Annotated in this window: 14 protein-coding genes; 7 read left to right on the forward strand and 7 right to left on the reverse strand. The window is 52.8% G+C overall.

Annotated elements, in window-relative coordinates; all coding sequences use genetic code 11:
• Positions 1-23 precede the first annotated feature (23 nt).
• Positions 24-614, reverse strand: a complete 591-nt coding sequence (gene ribA / locus DW56_RS03975; RefSeq protein ID WP_024551695.1) for a GTP cyclohydrolase II — start codon at positions 612-614, stop codon at positions 24-26.
• Positions 615-813: 199 nt separating this feature from the next.
• Between ribA and pgpB the strand changes: the two genes are divergently transcribed.
• The 5 genes from pgpB (at position 814) to yciH (ending at position 4,473) form a co-directional block, all read left to right on the forward strand.
• On the forward strand, positions 814-1,581 hold the full coding sequence (gene pgpB / locus DW56_RS03980) for a phosphatidylglycerophosphatase B (protein WP_024551696.1): 768 nt from the start codon (positions 814-816) through the stop codon (positions 1,579-1,581).
• Positions 1,582-1,731: 150 nt separating this feature from the next.
• Positions 1,732-2,040, forward strand: coding sequence for a LapA family protein (locus DW56_RS03985; RefSeq protein WP_024551697.1), 309 nt, complete (start codon positions 1,732-1,734; stop codon positions 2,038-2,040).
• Between the two features lie 6 nt (positions 2,041-2,046).
• Entirely contained in the window at positions 2,047-3,216 is a 1,170-nt protein-coding gene (gene lapB / locus DW56_RS03990; protein ID WP_024551698.1) for a lipopolysaccharide assembly protein LapB, read from the forward strand.
• Between the two features lie 196 nt (positions 3,217-3,412).
• Positions 3,413-4,147, forward strand: a complete 735-nt coding sequence (gene pyrF, locus DW56_RS03995; protein ID WP_024551699.1) for an orotidine-5'-phosphate decarboxylase — start codon at positions 3,413-3,415, stop codon at positions 4,145-4,147.
• A complete protein-coding gene (gene yciH, locus DW56_RS04000; protein ID WP_024551700.1) occupies positions 4,147-4,473 on the forward strand; it encodes a stress response translation initiation inhibitor YciH in 327 nt (108 codons plus the stop codon). The genes pyrF and yciH overlap by 1 nt, the downstream gene beginning before the upstream one ends.
• Before the next feature lie 123 nt (positions 4,474-4,596).
• On the opposite strand, the gene osmB is transcribed toward yciH, so the two are convergent.
• The 4 genes from osmB to DW56_RS04020 form a co-directional block, all read right to left on the reverse strand.
• Positions 4,597-4,812, reverse strand: a complete 216-nt coding sequence (gene osmB, locus DW56_RS04005; protein WP_007681389.1) for an osmotically-inducible lipoprotein OsmB — start codon at positions 4,810-4,812, stop codon at positions 4,597-4,599.
• 256 nt (positions 4,813-5,068) lie between these two features.
• A complete protein-coding gene (gene yciT / locus DW56_RS04010) occupies positions 5,069-5,827 on the reverse strand; it encodes a DNA-binding transcriptional regulator YciT (RefSeq protein WP_024551701.1) in 759 nt (252 codons plus the stop codon).
• A gap of 42 nt (positions 5,828-5,869) precedes the next feature.
• Positions 5,870-8,302, reverse strand: a complete 2,433-nt coding sequence (locus DW56_RS04015; RefSeq protein ID WP_024551702.1) for a formate C-acetyltransferase/glycerol dehydratase family glycyl radical enzyme — start codon at positions 8,300-8,302, stop codon at positions 5,870-5,872.
• 5 nt (positions 8,303-8,307) lie between these two features.
• On the reverse strand, positions 8,308-9,207 hold the full coding sequence (locus DW56_RS04020; RefSeq protein ID WP_024551703.1) for a glycyl-radical enzyme activating protein: 900 nt from the start codon (positions 9,205-9,207) through the stop codon (positions 8,308-8,310).
• 133 nt (positions 9,208-9,340) lie between these two features.
• On the opposite strand from DW56_RS04020, the gene fsa reads away from it, so the two are divergent.
• A complete protein-coding gene (gene fsa / locus DW56_RS04025) occupies positions 9,341-10,003 on the forward strand; it encodes a fructose-6-phosphate aldolase (protein WP_024551704.1) in 663 nt (220 codons plus the stop codon).
• A gap of 27 nt (positions 10,004-10,030) precedes the next feature.
• On the opposite strand, the gene DW56_RS04030 is transcribed toward fsa, so the two are convergent.
• The gene (locus tag DW56_RS04030) at positions 10,031-10,210 is read right to left on the reverse strand and encodes a YciZ family protein (protein ID WP_024551705.1); all 180 of its coding nucleotides are present in this window, start codon (positions 10,208-10,210) and stop codon (positions 10,031-10,033) included.
• Positions 10,211-10,424: 214 nt separating this feature from the next.
• Here DW56_RS04030 and DW56_RS04035 point away from each other — a divergent pair, with 214 nt between their 5' ends.
• Positions 10,425-11,294, forward strand: coding sequence for a crotonase/enoyl-CoA hydratase family protein (locus tag DW56_RS04035; RefSeq protein WP_024551706.1), 870 nt, complete (start codon positions 10,425-10,427; stop codon positions 11,292-11,294).
• Positions 11,295-11,374: 80 nt separating this feature from the next.
• Here DW56_RS04035 and pdeR read toward each other — a convergent pair whose 3' ends face one another.
• Positions 11,375-13,366, reverse strand: coding sequence for a cyclic di-GMP phosphodiesterase (gene pdeR, locus DW56_RS04040; protein WP_024551707.1), 1,992 nt, complete (start codon positions 13,364-13,366; stop codon positions 11,375-11,377).
• Positions 13,367-13,530: the final 164 nt, after the last annotated feature.

Here is a 13,530-nt window from a genome sequence, read left to right on the forward strand (position 1 = left end):
GCCTGCTGTTGCAGGCCTTGTTTTTATCTTGGCAGCAAGTGGCCCATTTTAGCCGCTTTGGTATCCAGATAATGTTCATTGTTAGGGTTACGCCCCACAATAAGCGGTACGCGTTCAACGATATTAATGCCCGCTTCTGTCAGGATTTCCACTTTGCGAGGGTTGTTAGTCAGTAAACGCACCTCATCAACGCCGAGCAGTTTGAACATATCGGCGCAAAGGGTGAAATCTCGCTCATCAGCAGCGAAGCCCAACTGATGGTTAGCTTCCACCGTGTCATAGCCCTGATCCTGCAATGCATAAGCGCGAATCTTATTCAGCAAGCCTATGTTGCGGCCTTCCTGGCGGTGATAAAGCAAAATACCGCGGCCTTCTTCGGCAATGTGCGAAAGCGCCGCTTCAAGCTGAAAACCGCAATCGCAGCGCAAGCTGAATAACGCATCTCCCGTCAGGCACTCGGAGTGAACGCGAGCCAGAACCGGCTCCTTGCCTGTAATGTCCCCAAACACCAGGGCCACATGGTCCTGCCCGGTCGCCAGTTCTTCGAAGCCCACCATCAGGAAATCGCCCCAGGGGGTTGGCAGTTTGGCTTCTGCCACACGTTTAAGCTGCATGTGATTCTCCAGATTACATGACGCCGCACGGCGTCCGCCAGAATGCTGGCTTTCTGTTATCTTGCTATTTTGCCACAAGGCGGGAGGGTTCGCCTAATCGCGCAGGTTGTCGCTGTTTTTAAGCGCACTAAACGATACATTTCAGAGTTAAGGCTTTTTTTCGGTTATTCTTGAAAGACTTTGCTGAAAAGGAGTGAACATGCTGGCCATTGCTCAACGCACCGCGTTAGGTGCGTTTTTATTAATCATTATGCCATTGTTGACATGGATTTCCGGCTGGCAGTGGCAGCCTGGCGACAGCTCTTTGTGGCTTAAACTGCTGTTCTGGATAACCGAAACCGTGACCCAGCCCTGGGGCATTATCACCCATGTTCTGCTATGCGCCTGGTTTCTCTGGTGTCTGCGATTTCGGCTAAAAGCAGCGTTAACGCTGTTTGCCATACTGGGTATCGCCATTTTGTTGGGCCAGTGGAGCAAGTCATTGATTAAAGAACAAGTCCAGGAACCGCGCCCGTTTGTTATCTGGCTTGAAAAAACACACGCCATCCCGGTTGATGAGTTCTACACTTTAAAGCGCAAGGAACGAGGCGCGCTGGTGAAAGAGCAACTACAGCATGAAACCACTATACCTGACTGGCTGCGCCGCCACTGGCAGAAGGAGACCGGTTTCGCCTTTCCATCGGGTCATACCATGTTTGCCGCCAGTTGGGCATTGCTGGGGGTAGGGCTGTTATGGCCGCGTCGCAGAACCTGGACTATCGCGCTTTTGCTGGTTTGGGCGACAGGGGTAATGGGCAGCCGAATGCTGTTAGGCATGCACTGGCCGCGCGATTTGGTGGTCGCTACGCTCATCTCCTGGCTGCTCGTAACGCTCGCCACATGGATCGCCCAGCGTTTGTGCGGGCCTTTGACGCCGCCGGTTGAAGAGAAAGTGGAGATCAAGGAGCGGGAACAAGACGATAGCTGAACGGTTGATATTTGGTTTTTTAACCTTATTTAATTGAGATGTCCTGTCGCTTTGAGATTTCGCGAAGGGTGCGAAAATGGTAACTTATAATGCGTTACGCTTAAGCCTGGACTGTTTTTTATACGCACGAAGCCACATACGGGAAGTCATGTGAAATATTTACTCATTTTTTTACTGGTACTGGCGATTTTTGTAGTTTCTGTAACGCTGGGTGCGCAAAACGATCAGCAGGTCACGTTTAACTATTTACTGGCGCAGGGAGAGTTTCGTATTTCTACCCTCCTGGCCTTCTTGTTTGCTGCGGGTTTTATCATCGGCTGGCTGATTTGCGGTCTTTTCTGGCTGCGCGTCCGTCTTCAGCTGGCTCGCGCCGAACGTAAAATCAAACGCCTGGAACAGCAAGTCGCCCCTGTGGCTGCGTCTGGTGTCAGCAATACTGCGCCGGCTGTTAAGGATTAATTCGCTATGCTGGAGTTGTTGTTTCTTCTTTTGCCCGTCGCTGCCGCCTATGGTTGGTACATGGGGCGCAGAAGCGCGCAGCAGGCAAAAGATCAAGAAACCAACCGGCTTTCACGCGATTACGTCGCAGGCGTCAACTTTCTGCTTTCAAATCAACAGGACAAAGCCGTAGAGCTCTTTCTCGACATGCTGAAAGAGGATACCGGCACCGTTGAGGCGCACCTGACGCTTGGCAACCTCTTTCGATCGCGCGGCGAAGTGGACCGCGCGATTCGTATTCACCAGTCTTTAATGGAAAGCGCGTCGTTAACTTACGAGCAGCGGTTGCTTGCCGTTCAGCAACTCGGTCGCGATTACATGGCCGCGGGCCTTTACGATCGTGCGGAAGAGATGTTCAACCAGCTGGTGGATGAGACGGACTTTCGCGTTGGGGCATTGCAACAGCTGTTACAGATCCATCAGGCGACCAGCGACTGGCAGAAAGCTATCGAGGTAGCGGAGCGGCTGGTCAAACTCGGCAAAGATAAACAGCGCATGGAAATAGCGCATTTTTATTGTGAGCTGGCGTTGCAGGCCATGGGCAGCGACGATATGGATCGCGCCATGTCGCTGTTAAAGAAAGGCGCCTCCGCTGACCGCAATAGCGCGCGAATTTCCATCATGATGGGCCGTATTTATATGGCGCGCGGCGACTACGCCAGTGCGGTAGAGAGCTTGCAAAAAGTCATTGAGCAGGACCATGAACTGGTTAGCGAAACGCTGGAAATGTTGCAGGTATGCTACCAGCAATTAAATAAACCTCAGGAATGGGCTGAATTCCTCAAGCGCTGCGTAGAAGAAAATACCGGCGCAACAGCGGAACTGATGCTGGCGGAAGTGGTGGATCAGCAAGAAGGGCAGGATACCGCTCAGGTTTATATTACGCGCCAGCTCCAGCGCCACCCCACGATGCGCGTTTTTCATCGCCTGATGGATTACCATCTTCAGGAAGCCGAAGAAGGGCGTGCTAAAGAGAGCTTAATGGTGTTGCGCGACATGGTGGGCGAGCAGGTGCGTACCAAACCGCGTTATCGCTGCCATAAATGCGGTTTTACCGCCTTTACGCTTTACTGGCATTGCCCCTCATGCCGGGCATGGTCCACGATCAAACCTATTCGCGGTCTGGATGGCCAATAAAGCTTCTTTCTACCTTCCTTAGTTACAACATACTTATCTGTCTTATTCGTCATTGCCTGACGCCTCGGCGTTGTATCGCACGTGTCTGGAGAGCAGGGCACGCGAACGCGCCTGTAATTTTCCCCGTCGTGCGGGTAGAATGCTTGCCGTTTATTAATTCGCGCCGCATCGGTGCGCTCTGTCAGAAGGTCTGGTCATGAAGTTATCTGCATCCTCCTCCCGTTCTGTTACTGAATCGCCGATTGTTGTCGCGCTTGATTATGATAATCGCGACAGCGCGCTCGCTTTTGTCGATCGTATTGATCCACGCGATTGCCGCCTCAAAGTCGGCAAAGAGATGTTCACGCTGTACGGTCCGCAGCTAATTGCATCGCTTCATGAACGCGGTTTTGATGTGTTTCTCGATCTGAAATTTCATGATATTCCGAATACCACGGCAAGGGCGGTCGCAGCCGCTGCGGAGCTTGGCGTGTGGATGGTCAACGTGCATGCAAGTGGCGGCGCGCGAATGATGCGTGCGGCGAAAGAAGCGTTAGTGCCTTTTGGCGCCGACGCGCCGTTACTGATTGCGGTTACGGTCTTGACCAGTATGGATGCCAGCGATTTGGCTGATACAGGCATCAGCATGAACCCGGCCGACCACGCGGCGCGTCTGGCGCGTCTGACTCAGGAATGTGGACTTGACGGCGTTGTTTGTTCGGCTCAGGAAGCGGTACGCTTCAAAAGCGAACGGGGCGCAGATTTCAGGCTGGTCACGCCAGGCATTCGTCCTGAGGGGAGCGAGGCAGGAGATCAGCGACGTATCATGACGCCGCAGCAGGCGCAGCAGGCTGGCGTAGACTATATGGTTATTGGTCGTCCAATTACGCAGTCCGCGAACCCGGCTCAGACGCTGCGCGATATTCTGACGTCGCTTAAAAAGGAGGCATGATGAACGATAACAACAGCCGACTAGTCTACTCTACCGATACCGGGCGCATTCAGGAGCCAGAAAAAGCCGTCGAACGTCCAAAAGGCGACGGTATTGTACGTATTTCACGCCAGACGAGCGGTAGAAAGGGCAAAGGCGTTTGCCTGATTACCGGCATTGATGAAGATGACGCGGCGCTTAAAAAAATAGCGGCGGAATTAAAAGCGAAATGCGGATGCGGTGGCTCGGTGAAAGACGGGGTTATCGAAATTCAGGGCGATAAGCGCGATTTAATTAAAAGTCTGCTTGAAGCCAAAGGAATGAAAGTGAAGCTGGCGGGCGGGTAAAATAAAAAAGCCACGGCAGAAACCGTGGCTTTTTTGTCAATTTTGTCAATCTGCTTAAGCCGGGGTCATTATTTGCACTGTTATATTTTTGGCCTTTTTAGACCCGGCTTTAGCAAAACGAGATTAATCTACCTGATGGCCGATGATACCGCCGACAGCTGCGCCGCCCAGGGTACCAAGCGCGCTACCGTCCGTCAGAACAGAGCCGCCGATCGCGCCTGCGCCTGCGCCAATAGCCGTGTTACGGTCACGTTTAGACCAGTTGGAGCATGCGCTAAGAGAGGTTGCCAGAGTGACTGCCAGCAGCGCTGCGGCCACTTTTTTGTAATTTAATGACATAATACTTTCTCCTGAATAATTGATTCACAGAAAGAAGGGACTCTTTAAGTATAGTGGCTTTCTCGCCGCTTAAAGCTTCTTTGTGAAACCGGATGCGATACGGACAAATTAAAAATCACGCTGGTGACAGTTACTTCCTGTTATATCGCTAAACATAATTTTAATTTCTTTAATGGGATCAGACAGGTAAAAAGTCTTAATTCGGGATAAGAATACTCTCAGAGGTAACTGCGCTTGATTAAGCGCAGCCTGGAAATTAAAGCGTGGGGTATTGAGCGACGATATCGACGATGAGTCCGCTCTGTTGTAAAGCCTGATGCGCTGTGGCGTTTAATTTATCATCGGTGATGACGCGGCTGAAATGGCTGGCTGGGCCAAGCGTATAAGGATGTACAGCGCCAAATTTTGAACTGTCGGTGAGAATAATTGCCTCGCTGCCTTTTTCCAGCACAGCGTTAACAACATCGGCGCGCATCATGTCTCTGCCGGTAAAGCCCGTCTCTGGTTGCCAGCCATCAATACCGATGAACGCCTTACTGAAATGCACTTGCTGAATGTACTGCCGGGTTAACGGGCCTACCATGCTTTCGCTTTTTTTCTGGTAAATGCCGCCAAGCAGTATCACTTCACAGGATGTCTCTTTTAACAGGTGCGCGATATAACTGCTAACGGTAATCAACGTAACATTTTTTTGTTCCGCCAGCGTGCGCGCCAGCAGAGCGTTGCTGCTGCCGTTTTCGATAAATATGGTTTCGCCATCATTGACCAGACTGGCGGCAAATTCCGCCAACTGGCGTTTGACAGGGTAGTTATTCATCATACGGGTTTCTACGTCGTCGCTATCGAGCGGGACCGCGAAACCATGGGTGCGGCGAAGGTAACTCTGTTTTTCGAGAAGGTTAAGATCCTGACGGATAGTTACCTCAGACACGCCGGTCGTTTTAGCAAGGTCGGTCACGCTGACGCGTCCCTGGTCAATCACCATCTGTAAAATAAGTTGTTGTCTGGAATTCATATCAGCAAGTTTAAGGCGGTGGCCGCAGCCACCGCATGTCGGTTAAAGCGTATGTTCGGTACGCGCGATAATATCATCCTGAGCGTCAGGGGATAAGGCCGTAAAGAACGCGGAGTAGCCTGCCACACGCACCACCAGGTCGCGATATTGATCGGGGTGGGCTTTGGCATCCAGCAGCGTCTCGCGAGAGACGATATTGTACTGCACGTGCCAGCCTTTATAGACTTCAAAGAAAGTGCGCAGCATCATCATCAGTTTTTCCCGGTCACGCAGATTATCCAGTGTGGACGGGTTAAGTTTTTGATTCAACAGTACGCCGCCAAGAATTTTATCTGTTGGCAGTTTACCCACTGAGCTTATCACTGCCGTAGGGCCGAGTTGGTCAGTACCCGAAGCAGGACTTGCGCCCTCTGCTAACGGTGTTTTGGCCTTGCGACCGTCGGGTGTCGCCATCGTCGCTGCGCCGAAGGGTACGTTGGCGGAGATAGACGAGGTGCCGGCGTAATAGGTGCCGCCGATCGGCCCACGTCCGTAGCGGGTATTGTGATACTGTTTTAGCTCATCAATATAGGTCTGGTAAGCGCGGGACAGCAGCAGATCGACATCATCCATATCGTTGCCATATTTGGGCGCGCTGTTAATGAGCCGCTGGCGCAACTGCTCGCCGGTCAGTCCTTCAAAGTCATTAGCCAGCGCTTCGGCAAGCTGCTTCTGTCCAATTATTCCCTGGTCGAAAACCAGTTTGCGCACGGCCGCTAGCCCGTTGCCGAGGTTGGCTATACCTACCTGTAAGCCGGATACCCAATCATATTTTGCGCCGCCCTGTTTGATGCTTTTACCCCGCTCAATACAGTCGTCCACCAGCGCTGAGCAAAGGATATCGTGGGCGTTCTCTTCAAGTACGGTGTCTACAACGCATTCGATCTCAATGGATTTCTGCGTGTAATAGCGGATCTGGTTATCCCATGCCGCCATCACTTCATCGAAATTATGGAAGTTGCCAGCGGAAAGCGCCTGTTTCTGCGGCAGGAAAATTTCACCGCTGGTGGCGTCACGGCCGCCCTCTAGCGCGGCGAGCATCACCCGCGCAAAGTTGATAAAGCTCATACCGGTGCAGCGATAACCCCATTTGCCGCCCACTGCCGTTTCGATACAGCCAATGGCGGCATAGTCATACGCGTCTTCGCGGCTAACGCCAAGCTTAATAAACTCGCTGATAACAATCTCATCGTTATTAAAGGCTGGCATACCGAAACCGCAGCGAATGACCTGTACGCACGCATCAAGAAAGTCGTTGCTCATGCCGGCATGGTAGCGGACGCTGAGGTTTGGCTGCGTGGATCGCAAACGACCGCAGGATTCCAGCACCGCATAAGAAAGCGGGTTCACGGCGTCAACCGCCTCGCCATTAACCAGTTTCTGGCCGCCAATGGTCACGTTCTGATAAAGCGGGCTGCCTGCTGAGGCTTTCGAGTGCGAGCCGGAGCGGATTTTATTGACCTCCAGCAGCTTCAGCCAGCAGCTTTGCAGCAATTCAATGGCCTGCTCGCGCGTCAGGGATTGTTCAAGCTCTACATCCCGACGATACCAGGGGTAAAGATACTGATCGAGACGGCCAAAAGAGACGGAATGGCCATTCGACTCAATCTGTAGCACCAGTTGAACAAAATAGCTTAACTGCAAAGCCTGCCAGAAGGTGACGGGCGGCTGGTGAGCGATATGCTCGCAGTTTTGCGCAATGGTGAGCAGCTCTTCGCGGCGCGCCTCGCGGGTTTCCTGTTCCGCCATGCTGCGGGCAAGCGTTGCATAGCGCAGAATATGCTCGCTAAGAGCTGCGAAAGTGATATCAATAGCCTTCAAAAACTGTTCTTTGTGCAGATCGTCCCAGTCCGTCAGGGCCAGACGGCTGCGGCGCTCCGCCACTTTCTCGCGCAGACCATCAAGGCCCTTTTCAAGCAGGAGCGGAAAGTTAACCGCAAGGTGGGCATCGCCGGAAGTCATGTTACCTTCCGCTTTAATAATGCCGGTCGCCAGCAATGCTTTCTGTTCGTCAGTGAACATGCCATAGCAGCGATCCTGCACCGTCTGGCCGCGCCACCAGGGGCAAACCTCATGCATCACCGCTTTATCTTCAGGGCTTACGGAAAAGCCTGCGCCTGGACGGTCGCCCAGTTCGTCAATTTCGTTTTCGATCCAGCTTACGGTGTACTCAGGAAAGAAGGGCGCGGCGCGTACCTGGCTTGCCTGGTTGCCGACGATCAGCTCGTCGTGTTTGATCCAGATAGTGCGCTCCGCCAGATGGTGCGCCAGCGCCAGCGCGCGGCGTACCGGCAGCGGCTTATCCTGATGCTGCTGGTAGATGGCGGTATAGTGGCGTGCGCGCTCTGTACAAACCGGCGGCTTAACGATGTGGATTAACGCTTCTTTATGCGCCTTAATACGATTACTCAAAATATTGAGGTTCAGTTCAGTCATGGTAATTATCCTCGAAGCCAGGCCGTCATCCCTTTTTGCCGGGCATACTGCTCGGCGAAAGCCAGCAGTTCCGGCGCGTCAAGCGGGGTCTGCGCAGCCAGATAGGGTTGATCAAGCAGCTTGTATTTGTTGATGCCTAAGGTGTGGTAGGGAAGAAAATGGATTTCTCGTACGCCGATTTCATCGGCGGCAAAATTGGTGATGGCGCGGACAGAGGCTTCATCCGCGTTGAAGCCCGGAATAAGCGGTACGCGTACTGTCATCCTGACGCCAGCTTTTGCGAGGCGACGAAAGTTATCCATCACGCGCTGCGCGCTGCCGTCAGTCCAGGCGAGGAAGCGATCGCCATCGACATGTTTGAGGTCAGCGAGCAGCAGATCGAGAAAAGGCAATGACGGTTCAATATATTTCCACGGCACATGCAGGCAGGACTCGACAGCCGTATGGATACCCGCTTCCCGGCTGCGCCGCAGAAGTTCGCATGCCAGGTCTGGCTGCATAAAAGGCTCGCCCCCGGAGAGGGTAATGCCACCGCCGCTTCTGGCGTAAAACGGTTTGTCGCGCAGCACGCTTGTCATGATAGCCTCTACGCTGCGGGCTTCGCCGCACACGGTAAGCGCCTGGCTTGGGCAACAATCAACCAGTCGCTGCAAATCTTCGCTGTGCAGTTTGTCGCGAGCGATGACGAGCTTTTCATTCAAACGTGTAATCGCATGCGGGCAGGCTGACTGGCAAAGTTCGCAACCTTGCAGGCAGAGTCGCTCATCATAAAGCAGCTCGGCCTCCCGGCTGCGGCTTTCCGGGTTCTGGCACCAGCGGCAACCGAGTGAACACCCTTTGAGAAAGACGACAGTACGAATGCCGGGACCATCATGAGTGGAATATCGTTGCAGATTAAAAAGCATAATCACCTCGTTTAACTTTCTTTCGTAAATTAAATTACTTTCGAATGAAAGCTTTGTTGATGCAGATCAGGTAAAGCTGCGGTGTCGCGATTATGATGACGACAATGTGATCGACTACGTTTCAGGAGAAACCATGGAGCTTTATTTAGATACAGCAGATGTCGCCGCTGTTAAGCGCCTTGCGCGTGTACTGCCGTTGCAGGGTGTTACGACAAACCCGTCTATCGTGGCGAAAGGGGGCGTTCCGTTGTGGGATGTGCTGCCTGCGCTACAGGACGCGCTTGGCGGCGAAGGCAAACTCTTTGCTCAGGTTATCGCTTCCCAGGCTGAAGAGATGGTGAAGGACGCTGAGCGGCTGGTGGAGCGCGTTCCGGGTCTGGTGGTTAAAGTGCCCACCACGGCGGAAGGCCTGGCGGCGATGAAAATATTGAAAAAAATGGGGATCCCAACGTTAGGAACAGCGGTTTACGGCGCAGCGCAGGGGCTGCTTGCGGCGCTGGCCGGTGCGGAATATGTCGCGCCTTATGTGAATCGTCTGGATGCGCAGGGTGGCGACGGCATCGCCATGGTGCAGGATCTACAGCAGTTGCTTAGCTTGCATGCGCCCCATTCAAAAGTGCTGGCAGCCAGTTTTCGCACGCCGCATCAGGCGCTTTCATGCCTGCTTGCCGGCTGCGAAGCAATCACGCTGCCGCTGGACGTTGCCGGGCAGCTCCTCGCCACGCCTGCCGTCAGCGCCGCTATCGCGACGTTTGATAAAGACTGGCAGGAAGCTTTCGGCACGCTCAGTCTGTAACCGAACTGCTCCTCTGAGGAGGAGCGGTTAAATTTCCCAAGGGGATTTTTCCTGCCCCTCATCATTATCCTGGCTTTTACTTTGCGCCAGTAATTCCGCTTTTAAAATTTCCAGATTATTTATCGCTGAGCTGTAATCGCCCGCCACAAGAATATCCAGCACGGTATCAATACGGTGCGCCAGTTGCTTTGGATCCAGAGAATTCATCATGCTTTTCCTTATTCATTCTTCAGGGTTCGTATGATGCTAAAAAGCGCTTTAAAAGAGAAGGTTCTGACGCTATTTCTGGTGGAATAGTGCTAACGGCTTTTTTGCAAATCATAAAGAAAGGTTATAAAACCGCTTCGCTACATACAGAGAATAGGTGCTGTGCAGTAGTCTGATCATGCGTCTAACGCATTCACTCACAAGAGGAAAGACTATGACAGTATTAAACCAACCAACTTGCAAACTCTTTACCGATACTGCTCGTTTCACCCAGCTGTCTGGTTATTATGAAGAAGAGCGCCGCACCGTCTGGATGATGTTGCGCTCGCAGCCGCGCCCTTGTTTCAACCATGCGCTGATAGAAGAGATCATGAATCTTGCCTATCTGGTGCAGCAATCGGGGTTCCGCGTTGACTTCTGGGTGACTGGCTCGCTGGTCCCCGGCATGTATAACACGGGCGGCGATTTAGGTTTCTTTGTTGATTGTATCCAGAACGGTCGCCGCGAGGCGTTGCGGGCCTATGCCCGGGCCTGTGTGGACTGCGTGCACGCTGCATCGCGCGGTTTCGACACCGGCGCCATCTCGCTGGCAATGGTGGAGGGAAGCGCGCTGGGTGGCGGTTTTGAAGCTGCGCTGGCGCACCATTTCGTTCTGGCGCAAAGAGACGCGCGGCTTGGTTTCCCGGAAATCGCCTTCAATCTTTTCCCGGGCATGGGTGGTTATTCGCTGGTGGCGCGGCGTGCAGGCATGAAGCTTGCCGAAGCGCTGATTTACAAAGGCGAATCGCATACGGCGGAGTGGTATGAACAGCATGGCCTTGTCGACGAGCTTTTTGAACCCGGCCAGGGCTACGTCTCTACGCGAACCTTTATCGATACGCTGCAACCCCGTTTAAACGGCGTAAGGGCAATGCTGCGGGCGCGTCAGCGGGTGTTACAACTGCCGCGTTCTGAGTTAATGGATATTACCGAAGACTGGGTTGATGCGGCATTTTGCCTGGAGCCGAAAGATGTGGCCTATATGGAGCGGCTGGTACAACTGCAAAACCGGCATACCGCCTCGGTACTGCGTAAAGTTGGCTAACCTCATTGCCCTGTAAGGGTTGCTGTAGAGCGTTAACTGCCAAAGACGTCGTTGCAGACGACGTCTTTTATGGGGGAGGGCTAACCCATTTTCCGCGTTTGATAGCGTTTATACCACCGCTCAAAAGCGCTGGCAGGCATAGGTTTCGCAAAATAAAAACCCTGACGTTCGGTTACGCCGTTCTTTGTAAGAAACGCATCTTCCTTGAGACTTTCAACCCCTTCGGCGATGACCTGCAAATTAAGCGCCTGCGCGACCGCCACAATGGCGCGCACCAGGGACTGGGAGACCGACTGCTTGTGAATATCGCGCACAAAACTCTGGTCGAGTTTGATGGCGTCGATAGGAAAACGCGCCAGTTGAGAAAGAGAAGAGTAGCCGGTACCAAAATCATCAAGATGAATTTGCGCCCCCAACTGGCTGAATTGTTCAATGACCGACAGCGCCAGTTCTTCATTTTCAATCAGGCAGCTTTCGGTTAATTCAACGTCTATCGGGCAATATTCGAAATTCAAATCGTGCAGCGCCTGTTTGAGATCGCTGAAAATCGTTTGATCCGCCAACTGGCGCGCGGATACGTTAACCGCCACGCGAAGATTAAATCCCTTATCCCGCCATTTCGCGACCTGGCGCACCACATCGAGCATCACCCAGCGCCCCAGCGGCACAATCAGACCGGATTCTTCCGCATAGGAGATAAAATCAAGCGGCGGAATCAAACCACGTTCCGGCGACTGCCAGCGCACCAGCGCTTCCAGGCTGCGTACTTCACCGCGCCAGGTGATTTTGGGCTGATAGTGAATAACCAGCTGGTCGTTATCCAGCGCCTTACGCAGGTTAGTATCAAGCCACAAGTATTCAAACACGCGCTGGTTCATTTCCGGGGAGAAGACGCAAAATTTGCCGCGCCCGCCTTCTTTTGCGGTATACATCGCGGTATCGGCGTTGCGGATCACGCTTTCCCGGTCAGTGCCATGTTGCGGCGCAAGCGAAATGCCCAGCGAACAGCCTGAATAAATCTCGATAAGACCAATGCGAAAAGGTTGTTTCAGACGAGTAAGAATACGCGACGCCATCGCTTCCAGCGCACTCTGCGACGTATGGGTTGCGAGGACGATAAACTCATCGCCGCCAAGGCGCGCCAGCACTTGACCGTCCTCAAGACAGCTTAAAATCGCCAGCGATACCGCCTGCAACAGCTGATCGCCAAACATATGACCATAAGCGTCGTTAACTTTTTTAAAGTTATCGAGATCCAGATAGACCACTCCGACCTGCGTTTCCCCGCGCTCGGCTATGGCTTCGGTTATCATGTCGTGGATGGCATTGCGGTTCGGCAGACCGGTTATCGTATCGGTATTAGCGAGTACGCGTAAACGCTCCTGCGCGCGGCGCTCCTCGGTAATATCGGTACCTGAGCAAATAAGAAATATTTCATTTTTACCGCTGCCGCTGTGCACAAATTTATTTCTGAATAAAAACAATCGCTGCCCTTTACGGGTTTTTATCCAGCGTTCTACCTCATAAGAGTTACCGTTACGAAAAAAGCCGGAAATATTACGTCTTGAAGCGGCCGCTTCGGTAGGACTCATGAAAAGCTTGAAAACGTTCTGGCCAATAACTTCTTGCTCTTTCATTCCGGTATATTCTTCAGATAACCGGTTAAAGCGCTGAATATTGCCAAGCCGGTCGAGAATAACAATGACTGAATTCGCTTCGGAAACCACTTGCTCGGCAAAGGAGAGGCCCTGTACTAAATCGCGCGCCACAGAAGAGGTATCATGCCAGCTCGACGCCGTGCCTGCCCATTCACGCTTGGAAACTTTACGCCCCACCAGATGCAGCGGCGCTTCACAGCCGAAAAGGGAAACGGTCATGGTGACGCTGGAAGTAATTACGGTCATGGCGCGAATTTGTTCTGCCTGCTCCTGGGACAGCGTAATAACCTGGCTGATGTCGGAGTTTTCGCTTGCGGCCAGCTGTAACGCATTGCTGTCGACGGGTAAACGCCAGTAAGGACTGGTAGTGCCTAAATAACGATAAAGCAGGTTTTGCTCCTGTTCGTCTTTCATTCTTTCTCCCGACCCAAGCAATAAGCGCACATGTTATTTCCCACAGGCAAGCTTCGGACAGCGGCTGCCTCAAGGAGACGCAAAACAACCTTGTTTTTATAAATAATAGACAAAAAAGGGTAGCATTCGCAGTAACTTATTCTATTCCCGCAGCGCAAAAGTGT

Origin of the sequence: Franconibacter helveticus LMG 23732 (genome assembly GCF_000463115.2) — a bacterium.
Lineage (GTDB): Bacteria > Pseudomonadota > Gammaproteobacteria > Enterobacterales > Enterobacteriaceae > Franconibacter > Franconibacter helveticus.

What these genes read in the sequence shown, in the direction of transcription:
- ribA (WP_024551695.1), bottom strand. Translation starts at nt 614, where the DNA reads ATGCAGCTTAAACGTGTGGCAGAAGCCAAACTGCCAACCCCCTGGGGC.
- pgpB (WP_024551696.1), top strand. Translation starts at nt 814, where the DNA reads ATGCTGGCCATTGCTCAACGCACCGCGTTAGGTGCGTTTTTATTAATC.
- lapB (WP_024551698.1), top strand. Translation starts at nt 2,047, where the DNA reads ATGCTGGAGTTGTTGTTTCTTCTTTTGCCCGTCGCTGCCGCCTATGGT.
- pyrF (WP_024551699.1), top strand. Translation starts at nt 3,413, where the DNA reads ATGAAGTTATCTGCATCCTCCTCCCGTTCTGTTACTGAATCGCCGATT.
- yciH (WP_024551700.1), top strand. Translation starts at nt 4,147, where the DNA reads ATGAACGATAACAACAGCCGACTAGTCTACTCTACCGATACCGGGCGC.
- osmB (WP_007681389.1), bottom strand. Translation starts at nt 4,812, where the DNA reads ATGTCATTAAATTACAAAAAAGTGGCCGCAGCGCTGCTGGCAGTCACT.
- yciT (WP_024551701.1), bottom strand. Translation starts at nt 5,827, where the DNA reads ATGAATTCCAGACAACAACTTATTTTACAGATGGTGATTGACCAGGGA.
- DW56_RS04015 (WP_024551702.1), bottom strand. Translation starts at nt 8,302, where the DNA reads ATGACTGAACTGAACCTCAATATTTTGAGTAATCGTATTAAGGCGCAT.
- DW56_RS04020 (WP_024551703.1), bottom strand. Translation starts at nt 9,207, where the DNA reads ATGCTTTTTAATCTGCAACGATATTCCACTCATGATGGTCCCGGCATT.
- fsa (WP_024551704.1), top strand. Translation starts at nt 9,341, where the DNA reads ATGGAGCTTTATTTAGATACAGCAGATGTCGCCGCTGTTAAGCGCCTT.
- DW56_RS04030 (WP_024551705.1), bottom strand. Translation starts at nt 10,210, where the DNA reads ATGAATTCTCTGGATCCAAAGCAACTGGCGCACCGTATTGATACCGTG.
- DW56_RS04035 (WP_024551706.1), top strand. Translation starts at nt 10,425, where the DNA reads ATGACAGTATTAAACCAACCAACTTGCAAACTCTTTACCGATACTGCT.
- pdeR (WP_024551707.1), bottom strand. Translation starts at nt 13,366, where the DNA reads ATGAAAGACGAACAGGAGCAAAACCTGCTTTATCGTTATTTAGGCACT.